At 45.7% G+C, this 17,807-nt stretch carries 17 protein-coding genes; 1 reads left to right on the forward strand and 16 read right to left on the reverse strand.

Annotated elements, in window-relative coordinates; all coding sequences use genetic code 11:
- Nucleotides 1-271: 271 nt before the first annotated feature.
- A complete protein-coding gene (locus RDQ32_RS04585) occupies nt 272-1,681 on the reverse strand; it encodes a uracil-xanthine permease family protein (RefSeq protein WP_308579284.1) in 1,410 nt (469 codons plus the stop codon).
- Between the two features lie 466 nt (nt 1,682-2,147).
- Between RDQ32_RS04585 and RDQ32_RS04590 the strand changes: the two genes are divergently transcribed.
- Entirely contained in the window at nt 2,148-3,032 is an 885-nt protein-coding gene (locus tag RDQ32_RS04590; protein ID WP_007157496.1) for a LysR family transcriptional regulator, read from the forward strand.
- Nucleotides 3,033-3,348: 316 nt separating this feature from the next.
- Here RDQ32_RS04590 and RDQ32_RS04595 read toward each other — a convergent pair whose 3' ends face one another.
- The 15 genes from RDQ32_RS04595 to RDQ32_RS04665 all read right to left on the reverse strand — a co-directional run bounded on the left by RDQ32_RS04595 (nt 3,349) and on the right by RDQ32_RS04665 (nt 17,568).
- Complete coding sequence (locus tag RDQ32_RS04595) at nt 3,349-3,972, reverse strand: hypothetical protein (protein WP_308579285.1); 624 nt, start codon at nt 3,970-3,972, stop codon at nt 3,349-3,351.
- Nucleotides 3,973-3,996: 24 nt separating this feature from the next.
- Nucleotides 3,997-6,033, reverse strand: a complete 2,037-nt coding sequence (locus tag RDQ32_RS04600) for a heavy metal translocating P-type ATPase (RefSeq protein WP_308579286.1) — start codon at nt 6,031-6,033, stop codon at nt 3,997-3,999.
- 164 nt (nt 6,034-6,197) lie between these two features.
- Nucleotides 6,198-6,416: a cation transporter gene (locus RDQ32_RS04605; protein WP_007157499.1), complete on the reverse strand. Its 219-nt coding sequence runs from the start codon at nt 6,414-6,416 to the stop codon at nt 6,198-6,200.
- A gap of 125 nt (nt 6,417-6,541) precedes the next feature.
- Nucleotides 6,542-6,874, reverse strand: coding sequence for a metalloregulator ArsR/SmtB family transcription factor (locus RDQ32_RS04610; protein ID WP_304072585.1), 333 nt, complete (start codon nt 6,872-6,874; stop codon nt 6,542-6,544).
- 218 nt (nt 6,875-7,092) lie between these two features.
- Nucleotides 7,093-7,914, reverse strand: coding sequence for a PD-(D/E)XK nuclease family transposase (locus tag RDQ32_RS04615; RefSeq protein WP_308579287.1), 822 nt, complete (start codon nt 7,912-7,914; stop codon nt 7,093-7,095).
- A 112-nt stretch (nt 7,915-8,026) separates the two neighbouring features.
- A complete protein-coding gene (locus RDQ32_RS04620; RefSeq protein ID WP_308579288.1) occupies nt 8,027-9,274 on the reverse strand; it encodes a cysteine desulfurase family protein in 1,248 nt (415 codons plus the stop codon).
- Nucleotides 9,271-9,759, reverse strand: coding sequence for a cyclic pyranopterin monophosphate synthase MoaC (gene moaC, locus RDQ32_RS04625; protein WP_308579289.1), 489 nt, complete (start codon nt 9,757-9,759; stop codon nt 9,271-9,273). The genes RDQ32_RS04620 and moaC overlap by 4 nt, the downstream gene beginning before the upstream one ends.
- A 142-nt stretch (nt 9,760-9,901) precedes the next feature.
- Nucleotides 9,902-10,981, reverse strand: a complete 1,080-nt coding sequence (locus tag RDQ32_RS04630) for an ATP-binding cassette domain-containing protein (protein ID WP_308579290.1) — start codon at nt 10,979-10,981, stop codon at nt 9,902-9,904.
- A 21-nt stretch (nt 10,982-11,002) separates the two neighbouring features.
- Nucleotides 11,003-11,689 carry a molybdate ABC transporter permease subunit gene (gene modB / locus RDQ32_RS04635; RefSeq protein WP_308579312.1) on the reverse strand — a complete coding sequence of 229 codons (687 nt, stop codon included), beginning with the start codon at nt 11,687-11,689 and terminating at the stop codon, nt 11,003-11,005.
- Between the two features lie 2 nt (nt 11,690-11,691).
- Nucleotides 11,692-12,618, reverse strand: coding sequence for a molybdate ABC transporter substrate-binding protein (gene modA / locus RDQ32_RS04640; RefSeq protein ID WP_040649201.1), 927 nt, complete (start codon nt 12,616-12,618; stop codon nt 11,692-11,694).
- Nucleotides 12,619-12,783: 165 nt separating this feature from the next.
- The gene (locus RDQ32_RS04645) at nt 12,784-13,707 is read right to left on the reverse strand and encodes a molybdenum cofactor synthesis domain-containing protein (RefSeq protein WP_308579313.1); all 924 of its coding nucleotides are present in this window, start codon (nt 13,705-13,707) and stop codon (nt 12,784-12,786) included.
- A gap of 13 nt (nt 13,708-13,720) precedes the next feature.
- Nucleotides 13,721-14,707 carry a GTP 3',8-cyclase MoaA gene (gene moaA / locus RDQ32_RS04650; RefSeq protein WP_308579291.1) on the reverse strand — a complete coding sequence of 329 codons (987 nt, stop codon included), beginning with the start codon at nt 14,705-14,707 and terminating at the stop codon, nt 13,721-13,723.
- 167 nt (nt 14,708-14,874) lie between these two features.
- Nucleotides 14,875-15,912: an XdhC family protein gene (locus RDQ32_RS04655; RefSeq protein ID WP_308579292.1), complete on the reverse strand. Its 1,038-nt coding sequence runs from the start codon at nt 15,910-15,912 to the stop codon at nt 14,875-14,877.
- A gap of 107 nt (nt 15,913-16,019) precedes the next feature.
- Nucleotides 16,020-16,994: a molybdopterin-binding protein gene (locus RDQ32_RS04660; protein ID WP_308579293.1), complete on the reverse strand. Its 975-nt coding sequence runs from the start codon at nt 16,992-16,994 to the stop codon at nt 16,020-16,022.
- Between the two features lie 337 nt (nt 16,995-17,331).
- Entirely contained in the window at nt 17,332-17,568 is a 237-nt protein-coding gene (locus RDQ32_RS04665) for a hypothetical protein (RefSeq protein WP_308579294.1), read from the reverse strand.
- Between the last annotated feature and the right edge of the window lie 239 nt (nt 17,569-17,807).

Consider the following 17,807-nt stretch of genomic DNA (forward strand, 5'->3'; position numbering starts at 1 on the left):
ACCGGGCGGATTCGGGACTTTAACCCGTTAGAAACGTGCGCCGCTAGGCGCACAAGCAAAGTGAGCAGTGGTTAACATAAACCACTGCTCAGTCAAGGCGAGGTTAGCGGGAGCGTGCCCCGATTATAGATCCATACTGCATTTGAGCGCATCTTTATAATAAATACAGTCCTTCAATACACAGGATTAAGCTAGTGAGAGTATGTCCCGTTTCAGGCCTATATTGCTTAGAAGATTTATTTTGATTTATCTTACAGTCCTTTTTTAGTCTTTATTCCTTCTTTTCCTTGTCACCGTATTTTGTTGCAATTTCGAATAACAAGCTCTTTCCCTGTGAAATCTGTAAATCCACGCCTGTGTCGTTTGGCTTATTCTCTGCGAATTCATAGTCCTTATCCGGCAGGATGGCATTTAACAAAATTCCTACTAAAGAGCCTGTGGCAATGCCGGAGAAGGCAATCTGAATCCCGAAGAGCTGAAAATGCAGGGCTCCCTCGGAGGAGTAGTTGATACCGATGGACAATACCAGAATCATGGCCGCCACAATGATATTTCTACTCTTGGAAAAATCCACCTTGGTTTCCACCACATTTCGAACCCCCACCGCAGAAATCATGCCGTATAGCACCAGGGAAATTCCGCCGATAATCGCCTGAGGCATTGCTTCAATCACCGCGGAAAACTTCGGGCAGAAGCTAAGGAGTACCGCAATGCAGGCAGCCAGACGAATGACTCTGGGGTCATAAACCTTGGTAAGACTCAGCACACCGGTATTTTCTCCGTAGGTTGTATTGGCAGGAGCACCGAAAAGGGAAGCAAGCGTTGTGGCTAAGCCATCTCCCAAAAGGGTTCTATGTAAGCCCGGATCCTCCAGATAGTTAATGCCTACCGTAGAGGAAATGGCGGAGATATCGCCGATATGCTCCATCATCGTTGCAAAGGAAATGGGGATAATGGTCAAGCTGCTGCTCAGAAGTAAAGCCGGGTCCAGCTTACCCTCGGTAAATAGGGAGAAAACCGTTCTGTGATAGTCTATCGGAAAGCCGAAAATCGGCGCTTCATTAATACTGTCAAAAGGCACAAAGCCTAAAACCGCCGCAAAGCTGTAGGATATCAACACGCCCAAGAGGATGGGAATGATTTTCACCATTCCTTTTCCGAAAATGTTGCAAAAGATGACTACGCAGATAGCCAGAAGAGCCAGTCCCCAGTTGGTGGAACAGTTTTCCACTGCAGACTTGGAAAGGTTTAACCCGATGGCAATGATAATCGGTCCTGTAACCACCGGCGGAAAATATCGCATAACCCGGCTGGCTCCAAAGGCCTGAAAGAGAAAGGCCAGCACCAGATACATCAGTCCTGCGCAGGCTACCCCGAAGCAGGCGTAGAGCAGAAGCTCCGGCTCCTTATTGGGTGCTATACTCATATACCCTGCCAAAAAGGCGAAGGAAGAGCCTAGAAACGCGGGCACCTTATTCTTTGAAAGAAAGTGAAACAAAAGTGTGCCCAGTCCCGCAAAAAGCAGGGTGGTGGAAATGGATAAGCCGGTCAGCAAGGGTACCAACACCGTTGCTCCGAACATGGCAAAAAGATGTTGTAATCCTAAGACCACAAACCTTCCTTTTCCCAAGACTCTGGCATCGTAAATAGCTTCTTCTCCGATATTTTTGATTTTCTCCACTTTAGCCTCCTTTGTAGCTATTCTCAGGGAATCTCAGTTTATTCAATTTTCTTCGTACATTTACGCCGTTCCCTATCATACTCTCCGACTCTGACTATGTCAAAATTATTTTCCCGTACATTCTGTAGGAAGACTATTCTATCCCTACTTATTTTCCTACTTATTTTCCTACTTATTTTCCTACTTATTTTCCTTCTTGTTCCCGGCAGGTTTTCGGCTTTGTTTCCTCTCTTCTTGAAATACAGTGATAGAATAAACCTTGAAAATGCGTAGAATTTTCAGAATCTTCAGAAAAGCGTTCCTTTCCCCCTTCTTCCTTTTGTGATAAAATAAACATAAGTCAATAGGAAAATTTTTTATTATAAGATATTTTGCAAGAAACGGAAATAAATTTTATAGGTCGTTTTCAACAAAAAATTGAATATTGGTTATATACTGAGAAGATAATGCTTGGAGGATAGACATCATGGAAATAAGACAGCTGCATTCTTTTATAAAAATCGTTGAATTACAAAGCTTTTCCAAGGCGGCAGAAGCTCTGGGCTACACCCAGGCGGCGGTAACCATTCAGATTCGCCAACTGGAGCTGGAATTCAACACCCGCTTTTTTGACCGGGTAGGAAGGCACGTGGAATTAACCCCTCCCGGAAGGAAGTTTCTGATGTATGCCAATGAAATTCTTCGAAAAGTGGATGATGTCCATGCGATGTTGGGAAATGCCGTAGTAAAGGATCACAGGTTGCGTGTAGGCACTTTGGAATCCTTGCTCAGCTTTAAACTGCCGAAGGTAGTCAGTTATTTCTATAAACACTACCCTACCGTGGCTTTGGAAATCCGCTCCGGAACACCGAAGGAGCTGAACGAGATGCTGGATCATAACCAGATTGATTTGGCCTATTACATCGACCAGAAGGTTTACGGACAGAACTGGGAGAAGACTTTAGAGGAGCCGGAGTCTGTCGTTTTTGTGGCTTCCACAGATGCTAAGCTACCGAAAAAGGAAGAATATCTTTTGGCTGAGCTTTTAAACCAGCCCTTCTTCCTAACGGAGAAGGATTCCAATTACCGATACGCTTTAGAGCAGGAATTGGCTTCCCGGCATTTGGGTATACGCCCCTTCTTTGAAACCAGAAATCCGGATGTAATTATCGAATTAATCAAAGAAAATCAAGCACTTTCCTTCCTCCCCAGATATGCCGTGGAGGAAAGTCTGAACAACGGAAGCCTACGGCTTCTGAAGGTGCAGGACTTTGAGATGCAGATGTATCGTCAGCTCTTCTACCATAAGGACAAGTGGATTACGGAGGAAATGAAGAACTTCATCGCTTTGGGTGAATTATCGATGCTATAAAAGAAGAAAAAGAAGCGAATATAAAACAGTAAGCTCTTCCTGACAGGATAGGCTTAAAACTCGGGCACGCTACAGGAAGATTCGCTTTACTATATTTTCCATTCACTTCTAAAAAAGAATGAACCGCCCTACAGCCTTGTAAATCAAGGAAGTAGGGCGATTTATATTGATGCACATAATCCAGTATCAAAGCCAATTTTTGAAAAATATCAGCCCCGGTTAGCTCATATACGTAGGCGAGGTTAGCGGGAGCGTGCCCGAGTTTTAACCCTATACGGAAAGGAAGGCTTTATCTATTTTTCCATCCCCGTTTGTTTTATAGTAAATGGTACTTTATCAAACCGCCCTTGGTCTTATAGCCTGTATCCCAAAGCGCCTCCAGGGGAACCCAAGCCGCTTCCGAGTAGGTAACGGTCTGCACCTGAAAATCATTTCCCTCCGCCAAGGGGTCATCTCCCTGATAACGGTAGCCTATCAGCAAAAACCAGTGCCAGATATAGTCATCCATTTCCGGGTTCTGATGATTCAGAATCAGAATGGGAACAGGAAGATTTTTATCAATCTGTTCCACAATACATTCTTTCGCTTTGGCAACATTTTCCGCTCCGGGAACAATGGTCATCATCAGGTTTTCCTCCTGATGCTCCTTCAGGAAATTCTGATAGCCTTCCACGTATAATTCCGGTTTATCGATGCCGGACCAACGGGGATGCAGGTATTTCTTCATTTCTTCGGTAAAATAAAGGTACTCGTCCTGATCTAATTTTTCCAAATTCCCGGAATATAAAGATTTTTTTCCATGGTGCAGGGCAAGATAAATCGAACTGTCGCAGGCGGTAATAGCGCCACAGCCCCCCAGCTGCATCATATGGTCAAAACACCAATCCTGGTTTCCCCCATAGGACTCACCGATATAAAAAAAATCCAGTTTCTTCTCCATTTTCTCAGGACTTCTCCTTCTCTTTTAGATAGATTTCGGGTTTTGAATCAAGCGCATAGCATTGATGATGCAAATGACAGTAACCCCCACATCTCCAAATACTGCTGCCCACATATTGGCAAGTCCTACGGCACTTAAGATGAGCACCAGGAACTTTACCGCAAGGGCAAAAACGATATTCTGCATCGCAATCCTCATGGTCTTCTTTCCAATGGCAATGAGAGTGGGAATTCGGCGTAGGTCATCATCCATAATCACCACATCCGCCGCTTCAATGGCAGCGTCCGACCCCATAGCCCCCATGGCAATGCCCACATCCGCCCGGGAAAGCACCGGTGCATCATTGATACCGTCTCCGAGAAAGGCAAGATAACCTCTACGCTTCTCTCCCTCTCCGCTTAAAGAGCTAAGGATTTCCTCCACCTTCTCCACCTTCTGGGCGGGAAGCAGCTCTCCGTAAACGCTGTCCAAACAAAGCTCCCGGCCTACCGCCTCCGCTACAGGAGTACTGTCTCCGGTAAGCATAACCACATTTTCAATGCCCTGCTGCTTCATTTTCGAAACTGCTTCCTTACTGCTTTCCTTCACCTCATCCGCAATCAAGATTCTTCCAAGATACTGACCGTCCTTTGCTACCAGGCAAATGGTGGCAGCTGCCTTCTCCTGCTGTGGTACGGAAATGCCTTCTTCCTCTAAAAGCTTGGCCTTTCCCACTAAGATTTTGCACCCTTCCACAATGGAAATCAAGCCTGCACCGCTGCGATTTTCCGTATTTTCCGGGAAAGGAAGACTGTTGCTTTCCTTTCCGGAAGAATGTTTCATCGGATCACTTTCTACTACGACATCTTCCGGAGAAGCATTAGCCTTCGAAGAATCTTCCATCCATTTTTTATAGGCGCTGAGAATGGAAAGCCCGATGGGGTGGGTAGAACCATTTTCCGCCATAGCGGCAGTACGAAGAAGCTCTTCCTTGGAAATTCCCTCCCAAGGCTCAATCTCCTGCACGGCGAAATTCCCCTTGGTTAGGGTTCCTGTTTTATCGGACACCACAACCTTTAATTTGGATACCAGCTCTAAATAGTTGGAGCCCTTTACCAACACACCTTCTCGAGATGCCGCACCGATTCCTCCGAAGAAGGACAGGGGCACGGAAATCACCAAGGCACAGGGGCAAGACACTACTAAGAAGGTACAGGCACGATATAACCAGGTAAGGGGAGGATGGGCTGCGAAAAACGCCGGAGACACCAAGCCTATTTTTGTTCCCAAGAACAGGCCAAGACTTGGCAATACAGCCAATGCCAATGCCGCATATACTACAATCGGAGTATAAATCCGGGCAAACTTTGTGATAAAGTTCTCCGCCTTGGATTTCTTCTCGGAGGCCTCCTCCACCAGCTCCAAAATCTTGGAAACGGTGGAATCCTCAAAGGCCTTCAAAGCCTCTATACGAAGCATGCCCTCTCCATTGATACAGCCGGAAATAATCTTTTCTCCGGGGAATACCTCTCTGGGGACGGACTCTCCGGTAAGGGCTGCCGTATTTACCATGCTTTCTCCTTGACGGACAATGCCGTCCACCGGCACTCTTTCTCCCGGCTTTACCAAAAGCATATCCCCTACTTCTACCTCATCCGGATCCACGGTATCTACGGTGCCGTCTTCTCTTTCAATGTGGGCCAGCTCCGGTACAATATCCATCAGCTCTTTAATGGACTTTCTGCTTTTTCCCACCGCATAACTTTGGAAAAGCTCTCCCATCTGATAGAAGACCATGACCGCCACCGCCTCCGCAAATTCTCCGGAAAGGAAGGCGCCTAAGGTGGCCACCGTCATTAGCAAGGCCTCGTCAAAGGGACGTCGGTTTTTGATTCCCAGAAAACATTCCTTTACCACGGAAAGGCCGCTGAGAAAATAAGGAATCAGATACAAAGGAAGATACCAAAGAGAATGCTCCGGAAGGAAGGGAAGAATCCCCGTCTTTTCCACAATCAATAAGATTAAGAATAAGATGACGGAAAGAAGGAGCTTGTTTCTTTCCCGAATAAGTTTCTCTGACATGGTATTTCCCCTTTACTATATTTTTTCTACTCTATGCTTTGCTCTTCTTTACTATATTGTTTCTACTCTATACTTTACTCTAAACTATTGCTTTTCCGGTACTTACTCTGATAATCCGCTTCAATACTCTACTCATAGTACTGTAAGCTTTGGACTTTATACTCTTATACGCCCTTTACTGCAAAGTCCGGCTCAATAGTCTTTCCTATACGGATGGCTTCCTGTAAAATTTCCTCAAAGCGATCATCCTCCGCCTCCAAGGTAAACTTCTGCATCATGAAGTTTAGCTTTACAGACTGTACTCCCGGAATCTTTCCGATAGCTTCCTGTATCTTAGCCGCACAATTTGCACAATCAATTTCACATTCAAACTTCTTCTTCATTTTTTCTCCTCTTTTCTATCTTGATTTTTATTGTTTCCTATAGTAAATAGTTTCTGTTCTTATGATTTCTCATTGATTTCTCATTGATTTCTCATTGATTTCTCATTGATTTCTCATCACTTCTTTTATTCTTCGATATGCTCAATGCCCATGGCAATGATGGTCTTGACATGCTCATCCGCCAAGGAGTAGAGAATGCTTTTCCCCACTCTTTTTCCGCTAACCAAGCGGGCGGTACGAAGAATCTTTAACTGATGAGAAATGGCGGACTGATTCATTTCCAAGTCCTGACAAATCTCCGTAACATTTTTCTCTCCTTCAAACAAATCGTAGAGAATCTTGATTCTGGTGGAATCTCCAAAGACCTTAAACACTTCCGCTAAATCACATAAGCTATCCTCGGAAATCGTTGCATGACTATCTGCTCTTTGATGTTCCAAGGCAATCACTTGACTCATTCCTCTCCTTTCTGAGATTACGGACTTTACGAACCTTATGGTAAAAATTTTTGTAAAGTCCCTCTTCTCTTGCATAATGAATGGCAGGCTATAAAAACCACTCAAAAAAGCAACAACAGATTTACATATGAATATATTATCACATGTAAATCTGTTGTCAATAATTTTTTTTCTTTTTTCAAATATATTTAGAATCCGAAAGCCTCTTACTTTAGCCCTTAGAGTTTCAGCTCCCTGAGTAGTTGTTTCCGAAACTCCTGATCCAAAGAAGCTTTTTTAATATCTTCCAGCCTGCCCTGTTCCGCAAGAAGCCCCATTAATTGAGCTGCTCTGCTTTCTCCTTCCTCTCTTCCTTCTTCCCGTCCTACTGCTAATAGTTTTTCCAGTGCCATATTCATCTCCGGCCCTCCTTTTCTCTCCATGGAAGATTCCTTTAACTCCTTCACTCTTCTTGCCAAAACCGACGAATGCATTTCTTGCGGATTTTTCCTTTGAAAGTCCCTTACCAAATCCCCAAAAGCATTTTCTTCCGTAATCTCAGTATTTAAGTAAATGATGTGTGAACCATCTGAAAAGTATTCTTCCGAATCCCTAATCCTTCTGTCCACATAATAAATCTGTTTCTGTAAATTCAGTATATCTTTCTTCACGATAAATATAACATAGCTTTCCGGTATTTGTGTGAACTTTTCTCCGGCATCTAAACTATGCATATCTAAAAGACTGGCATGATACCTTGCTCTTTTGGGACTGGCCCCTTCCAGATCGTTCTGCATTTCAATATTATAGAGTTTTCCATCTTCATCTTCGCATAGACAGTCTAAAAGAAGAGACCGACCCTGCAAATTCTTTAAGTCCATTTGTAAATGCTGTTCTTTTACTTTGATTTTTTTCTCCATAAGAACTTTCAGGATATATTCCGTGCATTTTACATCCTGCAAAACCACCCTCATAAAGATATCATCCATTAAAGTAAACTCTGCAAGAATTGCTCTTTTTTCTTCTCTACTGATTTTATGTCTTTTCACCTTCCCAAGCATAAGGAACCTCCTAAGTAAAAAAAGAAGAAGCCTATCTCTGCCTATTTTACAATGGCTTAGCTTCTTCTCCTATACTCCACATTCGGATAATATCCGTATACGGATATGAAAGTTATTCCTTCCTTAAGCGCTCTACCCCTTCTCGAATCGCCTTCACGGTAAACTCCAGCTCCTCTTCCTTTAAGTCCTCTTCAAAGCTTAAACGCAGTCCGGAATAGGCCTCCACATGGCTTTTTCCCAAGGCCAGCAACACATGGCTTGGCTCCACGGAACCGCTGGCACAGGCGGAACCGGCGCTGGCGCAAATCCCCTTTTGATCCAAAAGCAGCAAGAGACTCTCCGCCTCTATTCCCTCTATGCAAATGTGCACATTGCCGGAAAGTCTTTTTTCCCCGGAAGCTTCCAACGGATTCACCCCTGTAATCTTGATTCCGGGCACCTCTTCCAAAAGTCTTCTGAAGAACAGCTTCTGAAGCTCCCGTTTTCTTTTCTCTCTTTCCGACATGCCGGCAAAGGCCTCCTCTGCCGCCTTGGCAAAGCCTACGATACCGGGAACATTTTCCGTACCGGCACGAAAGCCCCGCTCCTGGGCTCCCCCATGAAGGAAGGCCGGAAGACGAACGCCCTTTCGAATCACCAAAAGTCCAACGCCCTTGGGTCCATGAAGCTTGTGGGCACTGGCGGAAAGCAGGTCTATCCCCATTTCCTCTAAAAACAGTGGAATCTGCCCGAAAGCCTGCACCGCATCCGTATGAAAAAGCACCCCATGCTTTTTCGCAATTTCTCCGATAGCCCGCAAATCCTGAATCGTTCCCATTTCATTGTTGGCCGCCATCACGGAAATCAAAACCGTATCCTCTGTAATCGCCTGCTCCAAAGCCTCCAAGTCCAAAAATCCCTCACTGTCCACCGGAATCCGGCTGACTCTTGCCCCCAGACTTTCCGCAAATTTGCAGCTTTCCAAAATAGCATGATGCTCTATGGCGGAACAGATAATATGGGGCTGTCTTTGCTTTTGACCTGCTACTTCGGAACCTGCTACTTCGGAGCCGGATAGACTGCTCATTTGCTCTGCATCGGATCCGGATAAGCTGCTCTTTTTCCCCATGGCGGAGTAAAACGCTGAAAGAATCGCCCAATTATCCGCCTCTGTCCCGCCGGAGGTAAAGTAAACTTCCCTTGGATTTACCCCCAAAAGACCGGCAATGCTTCTCCTGCTGTCCTCCACCGCCTTTTTCGCCTTCTGGGCAAAAAGATAGAGAGAGGACGGATTCCCGTAATCCTCAGAAAAATAGGGAAGCATAGCTTCCCTGACACTCTTCGATACCGCTGTTGTGGCTGCATGATCCAGATAAATCATTTCTTCTCCTCTTCGTAATAGAAGGCACCGCTCTTTCCCCCCTGCTTTTCCACAAGGTGAATCCCCTCCATGTGCATCCTTTTGTCAATGGCCTTGCACATATCGTAAATGGTCAGAAGAGTTACGGAAACACCGGTGAGAGCCTCCATTTCCACCCCTGTTTTTCCGGCGGTTTTACAAAGGCACTCCACCGTAATCCTTCCCTCTTCCTCCGAAACCTGAAAGGAAATCTTGGCAGACTGCAAAGGCAAAATATGGCAAAGGGGAATCAATTCCGAGCATTTTTTAGCCCCCATAATCCCGGCTACCTGAGCCACGGTGAACACATCTCCCTTTTTGACCTTTCTTCCCAGCACCGCCTCCATGGCTTCTTTACTGAGGAAAATGCTTCCTCTTGCCACAGCGGTTCTTTCTGTATCCGCCTTTCCGGAAACATCCAACATTCTGGCATTTCCCTGATCATCAAAATGACTAAACTCTCCCATAGCTCTCCCAATCTCCAAGATTTATGCTTCTAATTTCACTCCGGCAAATGCTAAATATCCTATATTTTAACTCTCCTCCGGTAAAATGCTAAACATCCTGTATTTTAATTTTCTTCCGATAAAATGCTAAACATCCTGTATTTTAATTCTCCTCCGTCAAAAGGAGCAGCTTCTCTTCCCGAAGCTGTAAAGCCTTGGGAATCTCCTGCATTTTACCATAGGGACCGTCTCTTTGCACCAAAAAGCAAATTTCGCCCTCACCCTTTTCCGGCTGAAAATAAAAGTTTTGCTCAAAGGGAAGCTCCGCCTTGGAAAGCAGCTTCACCGGCACAGCATTCTCCTCTTCTCCGGAACAAAGCGGAACAAAATCATGGGCACGATAGCCGATGGCGGAAAGCTTATCCGGAATTTCCCGCTCCATCGTAAGCTCCAGCCCCCAGTCCTCTATGAAAATGCTATGCTCTCCCAGCTTTTTCGCCTTTGCGATATTTTTACAGCCGGTCAAAATCGCCGCCTGTCGGTTCTTCGGCTGTCGAAAAACTTCCTTGGTCTCACCCTGTCCAATCACCTTCCCCTCTTGCAGCATAATCACTTCCTCTGCAAAGCGGTAAATCTCATCCCGGGAGTGAGAAACCATGATGGCCTGCCCCGGAAACTCCTCCAAGTGCAGCATCAGCTCTTCCTGCATCTTATCCCGTAAATACAAGTCCAAGGCGGAAAAAGGCTCATCCAGAAGAATCATTTTCGGCTCATTGGCAAAGATGCGGGCTAAGGCAACCCTTTGCTGCTGCCCTCCGGAAAGCTCCCCGGGAAAACGCTTTTCCAGTCCCGAAAGCTCCATTTTCCGAAGCAAAGCGAAAATCCGCTCCGACCAGCTCTCTTTATTCGCCTTACCCTGCATAGCAATGGCAATATTTTCCCACACCGTCAAATGGGGAAAAAGGGCATAGGACTGGAAAAGATAACCGATTCTTCTCTTTTGAGGTGGCAGATTGATTTTTTTCGAAGAAGAAAAAAGGCAAGAATCCCCCAGCAGAATCTCTCCCTGCTTGGGCGTCACAATCCCAGCAATGCTCTTTAAGCACATACTCTTACCCGAACCCGAAGCCCCCAAAATTCCAATCCGCTTTTTATTAGAAGAAAAATGAATATCCAAAAGAAAGCTATCCAAAGGAAGCTGCAAGGACAGCTTACAAAAAGACGATTGTTCTGCGTTCTCCATTACAACTCCTTTCAAAACTTTCTATTTTCGGCTTTTGCTTAGAAGCTGTAACGCCGTCATGCAAAACAACGAAATCAGCATCACCACCCCTACCCATACTCCCGCAGTCACATAGTCCTGGTCCTGCATCACAAGGGCAATTCTTTGGGAAATGGTGGCGGTTTTTCCGGGGATGTTTCCCGCCAGCATGGATGTGGCGCCATACTCTCCCAGAGCTCTGGCAAAGCTTAACACCGCGCCCGATAGGATTCCCGGACCGGAAAGGGGCAGAATAATCTTCCAGAAAATCTTCGTTTCCGACAGTCCCAAGGTTCTTCCCACCTGCACCAAATCCTTCGGAACCAAGGCAAAGCTCGCTTTGGCATTCCTATACATTAAAGGCAAAGAAATTACCGTTGCCGCAAGAACACAGCCCAAAAAGGACTGAACCACTTTAATGCCGAAATGAGAAAACAAAAAAATGCCCACAGGTCTTCTTTTGCTGAAAAGCAAAAGCAAAAAATAGCCTGCCACCGTAGGGGGCAAGACCATGGGAAGGGTCAGAGCGCTGTCAACGATGGATTGCCAGGGCTCCTTCCATTTTCCTACCTTTTGGGCTAAAAAAATCCCCAGAAAGAAGCAAATCACCGTGGTGATACAGGCTGTCTTTAGGGATATCCATAAGGGACTCCAGTCTAACGACCGGAGTCCTGCTAATAATTCATTCATCATTATTTTACGTCAGTATCGAAATAATACTTCTGGAAGGTGGTCTTTGCATTGTCGGAAGTTACATAAGCAATGAAATCCTTTGCCGCATCCTGCTCTTCCTGACTTGCTTCTTCGTTCTTAATCTGCGCAATAGGATAGATGACATTTCCGGTCAAATCGTAAGGCACCTTCTCCAGAATCTGAAGCTTGTCCTCATAACCGTAGGTATCGGAATAATAGGTGGTTCCTACTTCGGAGGATCCCTCTACCACTGCCGCCAAAACCTTGGAAACGTTGGACTGCTCAGAAATTTCTACACCGCCTAAAGCTTCAGATACTTCCTGAGTACTAATCTTGGAGACATCCTCCGTCTCGGGAAGAATTTTTAAAGCAACAAGAGCCTGTCTTGTGTACTTTCCTACAGGAACGGTACCGTCTGCCAAGGCGATGGACTTCGCATCCTTCAAATTCTCTAAACCGGTAACCTTGGTTCCGCTGTCCTTTAAAGTAACTACGCAAAGCTGGTTGTTGACTACATTTTTTCTGCTTCCCTCTACAAGGTTTCCTTCTCCCTCCAAAGTATCCATCTGCTTCTGTGCAGCGGAGAAGAAAATGTCGCAGGCATAGCCTTCCTGAATCTGGCTTAAAAGCTTTCCGGAGGAATCCGCGTTAAATACCAGCTTCACCTCGGGATGCTCCTTCTCGTACTGCTGCCCCAGGTCTTCCATCACATTCTTTAAAGAAGCTGCTACGAAAACCTGTACTTCGGTCTTCTCTCCATCCTCTTTTGCAGCCTCGGTAGCATTTTCGGAAGCGCTTTCACTAGCCTTCTCAGAGGCCTTCTCTGTTGTTGCCGCAGCGGTAGTTTCAGTCTTCTTTGCTCCTCCACAGGCTGTCATAGCCAATGTTGCTGCAAGGGCTAAAGCAAATAATACTTTTTTCTTCATACTTTTCTCCTTTTTTATGTTTTCTCTCCCCAACCTCTTCGTTCTTCCTCCGGAGGCTTTAGGAAAAGTAGTGAGCTTCATCTATATCCATTCTCAGAGAACTTCAAGAAAGCAACAGGCCTAATCTATACCCACTCTCAGAAAATTTCAGGAAAAGTAGCGTACTTAATCCGTATCCGTTCCCCGAAGGATTCCCAAACCGTGGAATAAATCCGGGAAAAGGTAGTCCAGATTCTCCTTGCAGGCCTTGGGACTGCCGGGAAGATTAATCACCAGAGATTTCTTCCGAATGCCTGCAGTCTGACGACTGAACATAGCCTTCTTGGTGATGGACAGGCTATAAGCGCGTAAAGCTTCCGGAATCCCCGGTACTTCTCTTTCACATACCGCCTTGGTAGCTTCCGGAGTACAGTCCCTTTCGGAAAATCCGGTGCCCCCGGTGGTCAGAATCAAAGAAATCTGCCGCTGATCCGCCAGTCTCTTGATTTCCTTCTCCAGCTCCGGTCTTCCGTCGGGAAGGAGAAGCTGCTCCTCCACAATCATTCCCTGATTTTTCAAAAACTCCGCAATCACCGGACCGGACTGATCCTCATATACTCCCTGAGAAGCTCTGTCCGACAGGGTAATCACTGCCGCAGTAAAGGGTCTGTCCTTTTTCCCGGGGAGAATTTCCACCGGATCCCCCACCCGGATTTTTCCTCCCTTTTTCACCACGGAGAAAATGCCTTCTCTTGGCATAATGCAGTCTCCCATACGATGGAAGATGGCGCAGTGGCTGTGGCAGGCCTTTCCGATCTGGCTAAGCTCTAAAACACAGTCCCCCACATGAATTTCACTGCCCACCGGATACTTGGACAGATCAAATCCCTCAATCACCAGATTTTCTCCGAAGGCCCCAAAGTCCACCTGGGCTCCCTTTTTTCGAAAATCATCTATTTTCTCAAAGGCTAAAAGGCTCACTTGTCTATGCCATTTTCCGGCATGGGCATCCCCCTGAAGGCCGAAGTCCTCTACCAGGAGAGCTTCCTCTACCTCTGATTTTTCTGTTCCCTTTTGCTCGCTCAAGCAAATGGCTAATACTTTTCCCATAATATCCTCTATTCTATCCACCGATTCTTCCCATTTCCCGCTTTTCCGTTACCTCGGAAAGCTTTTCAAAGCAATGGCTTTCCGGTTTTGCCCAAATACTTTCCTGAATTTTTTCCAATAAAATTTCATCCCTTTGTTCTTCCGAAAATGCCGGATTTCGCAGACATTCCCGGACATCTATACTGTTTCCGAAGCACAGACAGGGCTTAATCTTTCCTGTAGAGGTCAGACGAATGCGGTTGCAATGGGAGCAAAACTTTCCATGTATGGCGGAAATAAATCCCACTGAACCCTGAAAGCCGGGAATCTTATAATACTTTGCCGGACCATTTCCATGGGTAGAAATGTCCTTTATGATCCCCGAATAAATCTTCTTCAGCTTCTCCAGCAAAAAGTCATTGCCGATGCCGTTTTGCTCATTTCCATAGCCAATGGGCATCATTTCAATAAAACGAAGATCCAAAGGATATTTCTTGCAAAGAGCCAAAAGAGCAAAGATTTCATCCTCATTTACTCCCTTTTGTAAAACGGTATTCAGCTTCACAGGAATTCCGCAGGCTACTGCCTCCTTGATAGCATTCAGCACCTTGTCCAAGGCATCAAAACCGGTAATCTCATAAAAGCGCTCCGGAATCAGTGTATCCAAGCTAATGTTGATCCCGTCCAATCCCATTTCCTGAAATCTTGGCAATGCATCGGAAAGCAACAATCCGTTGGTGGTAATCGTTACCTGCTCCACTCCGGGAAGAGACTTTAAAGAAGCCATAAAATCCACAGCTCCTCTTCGCACCAGAGGTTCTCCTCCGGTAACCTTAAAGCGGGTAATGCCGCAGGCTACTGCGGCCTTTGCCACCTGCAAAAGCTCCTCATAAGTCAGCAAACGCTCCATGGGAAGAGGATTCTCCAGCCCATTGGGCATACAATATTGGCAATGCAAATTACAGCGGTCCGTAATGGACATTCGCATATAATTGATTTTTCTTTGGAACTTATCCTGCATCTTCTACTCTCCTGACCCTCTAAGTCTATTTCAATTTCCTCTTAATGAATTATTTCTATATAAATAGACCTGGAGAATCTATCGACTCAGTGGATATCCCTCCTATGGATATCCACACGCCTAATATTCTCTATGAATATCGACTTTTACAATCGATTCCGATACTTCTAATATCTCTCCAAAAGTATCTCTAAGATTCCACCGCAAACCATTCCCTCTTCCGCGGCGGCGTCATCCGTCAAATCCACGTGATACAGTAGACCCTCCGGTGCATTTTCCAGAAAAAGCTCCCGGCTTTTCTGAATCACCTCCGCCTCTGCACAGCCCCCTCCTATGGTGCCGGTAATCTCTCCCAGGGGATTAATGGACATCTTCGTTCCTACCGAACGGGGAGCGGAGCCCTTTCTTTCGATAATGGTGGCCAGTACCAGCTTCTCTTCCTTTTCCACCGCATCCAGTATTTCCTCACTGTAGCCGATGGTATTTTTGCCGGCGCTCTTCACCCCTACAATCTCCGCCATAATGGAAAGGGCAATTTCCTCCGGACTTTCCGCTCCGATTTTCAAACCGATGGGACTATGGAGAGAATCCAGAAGCTCCTGAGAAAATCCCTCTTCCAAAAGATTCTTCTTAATCATAGCCACTCTTCTTCTGGAGCCCATCATGCCCATATAGGCCTTGGGCTGTTCCAGAATTCTTCGAAGGCAGATCTGATCATGCACATGACCTCTGGTCAGAATCACAAAGTAACTGTCCCAGTCTCCTTCCAGACTATCCAAGGCCTTGGCAAAGTCCTCACAAATCACCCTGTCTGCCCCTGCCTTTTCCGCTTCCTTGGCAAAAAGAGGTCTATCCTCAATACAAGTCACGGAAAATCCCAGCATTTTTCCAAGACGAATGGTGGCAATGGCCACATGTCCCGCCCCGCAAATGATAAGCTTTTTCTCTGAAGCCAGGGTTTCCGCAAAGAATTTTCCCTCTCCCAGAGAAAAAATCCCCTCTTTACGATTGACCCAAAAACATTCCTCTCTATCCTTCTCCGAGGCAAAAAAGGGGAATTTCGGGCTGTGGCTTAGGCATTTTCCGGAAGAAAACAAGGCCAATTCCCCTAGGCTGTCTTCCGCCAAGGAGTGAAACAATACATTTTCCTCCTGAGAATTCAGCCCGGCAATCTCCCTGATGATTTCTTTTCTTGCTTTCTCCATCTGCCTAACCTTCTTTCCTGGCAAAACGTCTTATTGCTAAACGTCCTATCGCGAAATGTCCTATCGCGAAACCTCTTATAGATAATTCGTTTTATAGCCAAACTGTCTTATAGCAAACCGCCCTCTCCCAGGGCGTCAATTTCTTCCTTCTTCACAATGTCCCCTGCCATGATTCTCGGTAATACCAGGTCAAAAACCGTGGTGGGGCAAAACATAATACTGCCGGGAAGCCCTAATACCGGTACCTTCCCCTTGGCATAGGCCAGCATAAACATGGAACCGGGCAGTACCGGCGCTCCGTAGCTTACCACCTCTTCCGTGGATAGGCGAATTGCCAATGGGGTACGGTCATCCGGGTCTACGGACATTCCGCCCATGCAGATGACCAAATCCGCCCCCTGTCTCAGGAAATCCTGAATCGCCTCTTTCTCCTGCTCCACATCATCCGGGCAGGTCACATGACCAATAATTTCCACCGGATAGGGGGAAAGCTTCTCCCGTACCACCGGGGTAAAGGTATCTTGGATTCTTTTGTAAAAAACTTCATTTCCGGTGCTGATAAGTCCCACCTTCTTCTTTTCAAAGGGAAAAAGCTGTAAAATGCCCCCCTCCGGCGCAATCTTCTTCACTTCCTCCATCTTCTTCCGTTCTATGGAAAGGGGGATAATTCTGGTGCCGGCAAAGACCTCTCCCTTTTTGATAAAGCTGTGATTCTTCTTGGTGGCCATCATCATTTGCCCGAAGGAATTCAGAGCAAAAAGCTTCTCCGATTGAATCTTCAGCATCCCGTCGCAGTCGGCGATAAACTCGATTTTCCCTTCCTTCACCTCAGAGGGATGCATATTTTCACTCCGTCCCATTTCATAGAGCATGGCTGCCGCATCATTCTCATGAAGAGTGTCCTCCCCCTCTTCCCAGATGTAAATGTGGTCCTTTCCCACAGAAAGAAGCACGGGAATATCCTCCTCCCGAATTATATGACCCTTTCGAAAAACAGGTCCCTTCTTCTCTCCCTTAATAATCTGGGTAATATCCTGGCAGAGGGTTTTTCCCACTGCTTCTGTTGTTTTGAGTTCTCTCATGGGAAACTCCTTTCCGGCTTTTCATCTCTATCGCATAATACCGCAGGCTATGCAGGCAATACTGGTGAAAAATCAAAACAATCAATAAGGCTCTTGTTTTTGGAATCTAAATATTTTTTAGATTGACAAAAAATTGTTATTCTCCATATTATACGGTCTCTCTTATAGAAAAGCAAGATTTGTCCAAGGGATTTCCTCGGAATTATCCGGCTTCTTCCCCCCTGTATTTTCCTTAATTCTCTACGAAAACATCGATTTCTCACCATTTTTTCCTGCTTACCCTTGGCTTCCCATGGAAAGTCCGGTTTTTCTTCCACTTTCTATTTATAGTATTACCCTATAAGTTTGGAGCTTTTTTACAAGCTCCCTCATTTTGTGCTTCTGCACAAAATACTTCGTTATTTTTGTATATTTCAAACAAGTCCGCTTCTTTATCTTCGACATTCTTTTCCTCTGGAATGGCAGCATTTTTATATAAAAAAAGAGGGGCTGTAAAATCAAAATAGTAAGGATTTTCGGCAATATAGGTCTGAATATGGGGTAGTCTGAGCCCGATACTTGCGAAATCCTGCAAATTGAAGACCTGAAAAATCAATAAGTGAAGCGAATAATGCAGTATAGGTCTATAAGAGGGGTAATCTGAGCCCGCCGGTACTTACTGAAAGCGAGCAAAGCGAAGCTTGAAGTTAGTACCGCTGCGAAGGCGAGGTTAGCGGGAGCGTGCCCCGATTATAGACCTATACTGCATTAGAGCGCATCTTTATAATAAATACAGTCCTTCAATACACAGGATTAAGCTAGCGAGAGCGTACC

The sequence above is a fragment of the uncultured Oribacterium sp. genome, assembly GCF_902481605.1.
GTDB classification, from domain to species: domain Bacteria; phylum Bacillota; class Clostridia; order Lachnospirales; family Lachnospiraceae; genus Oribacterium; species Oribacterium sinus.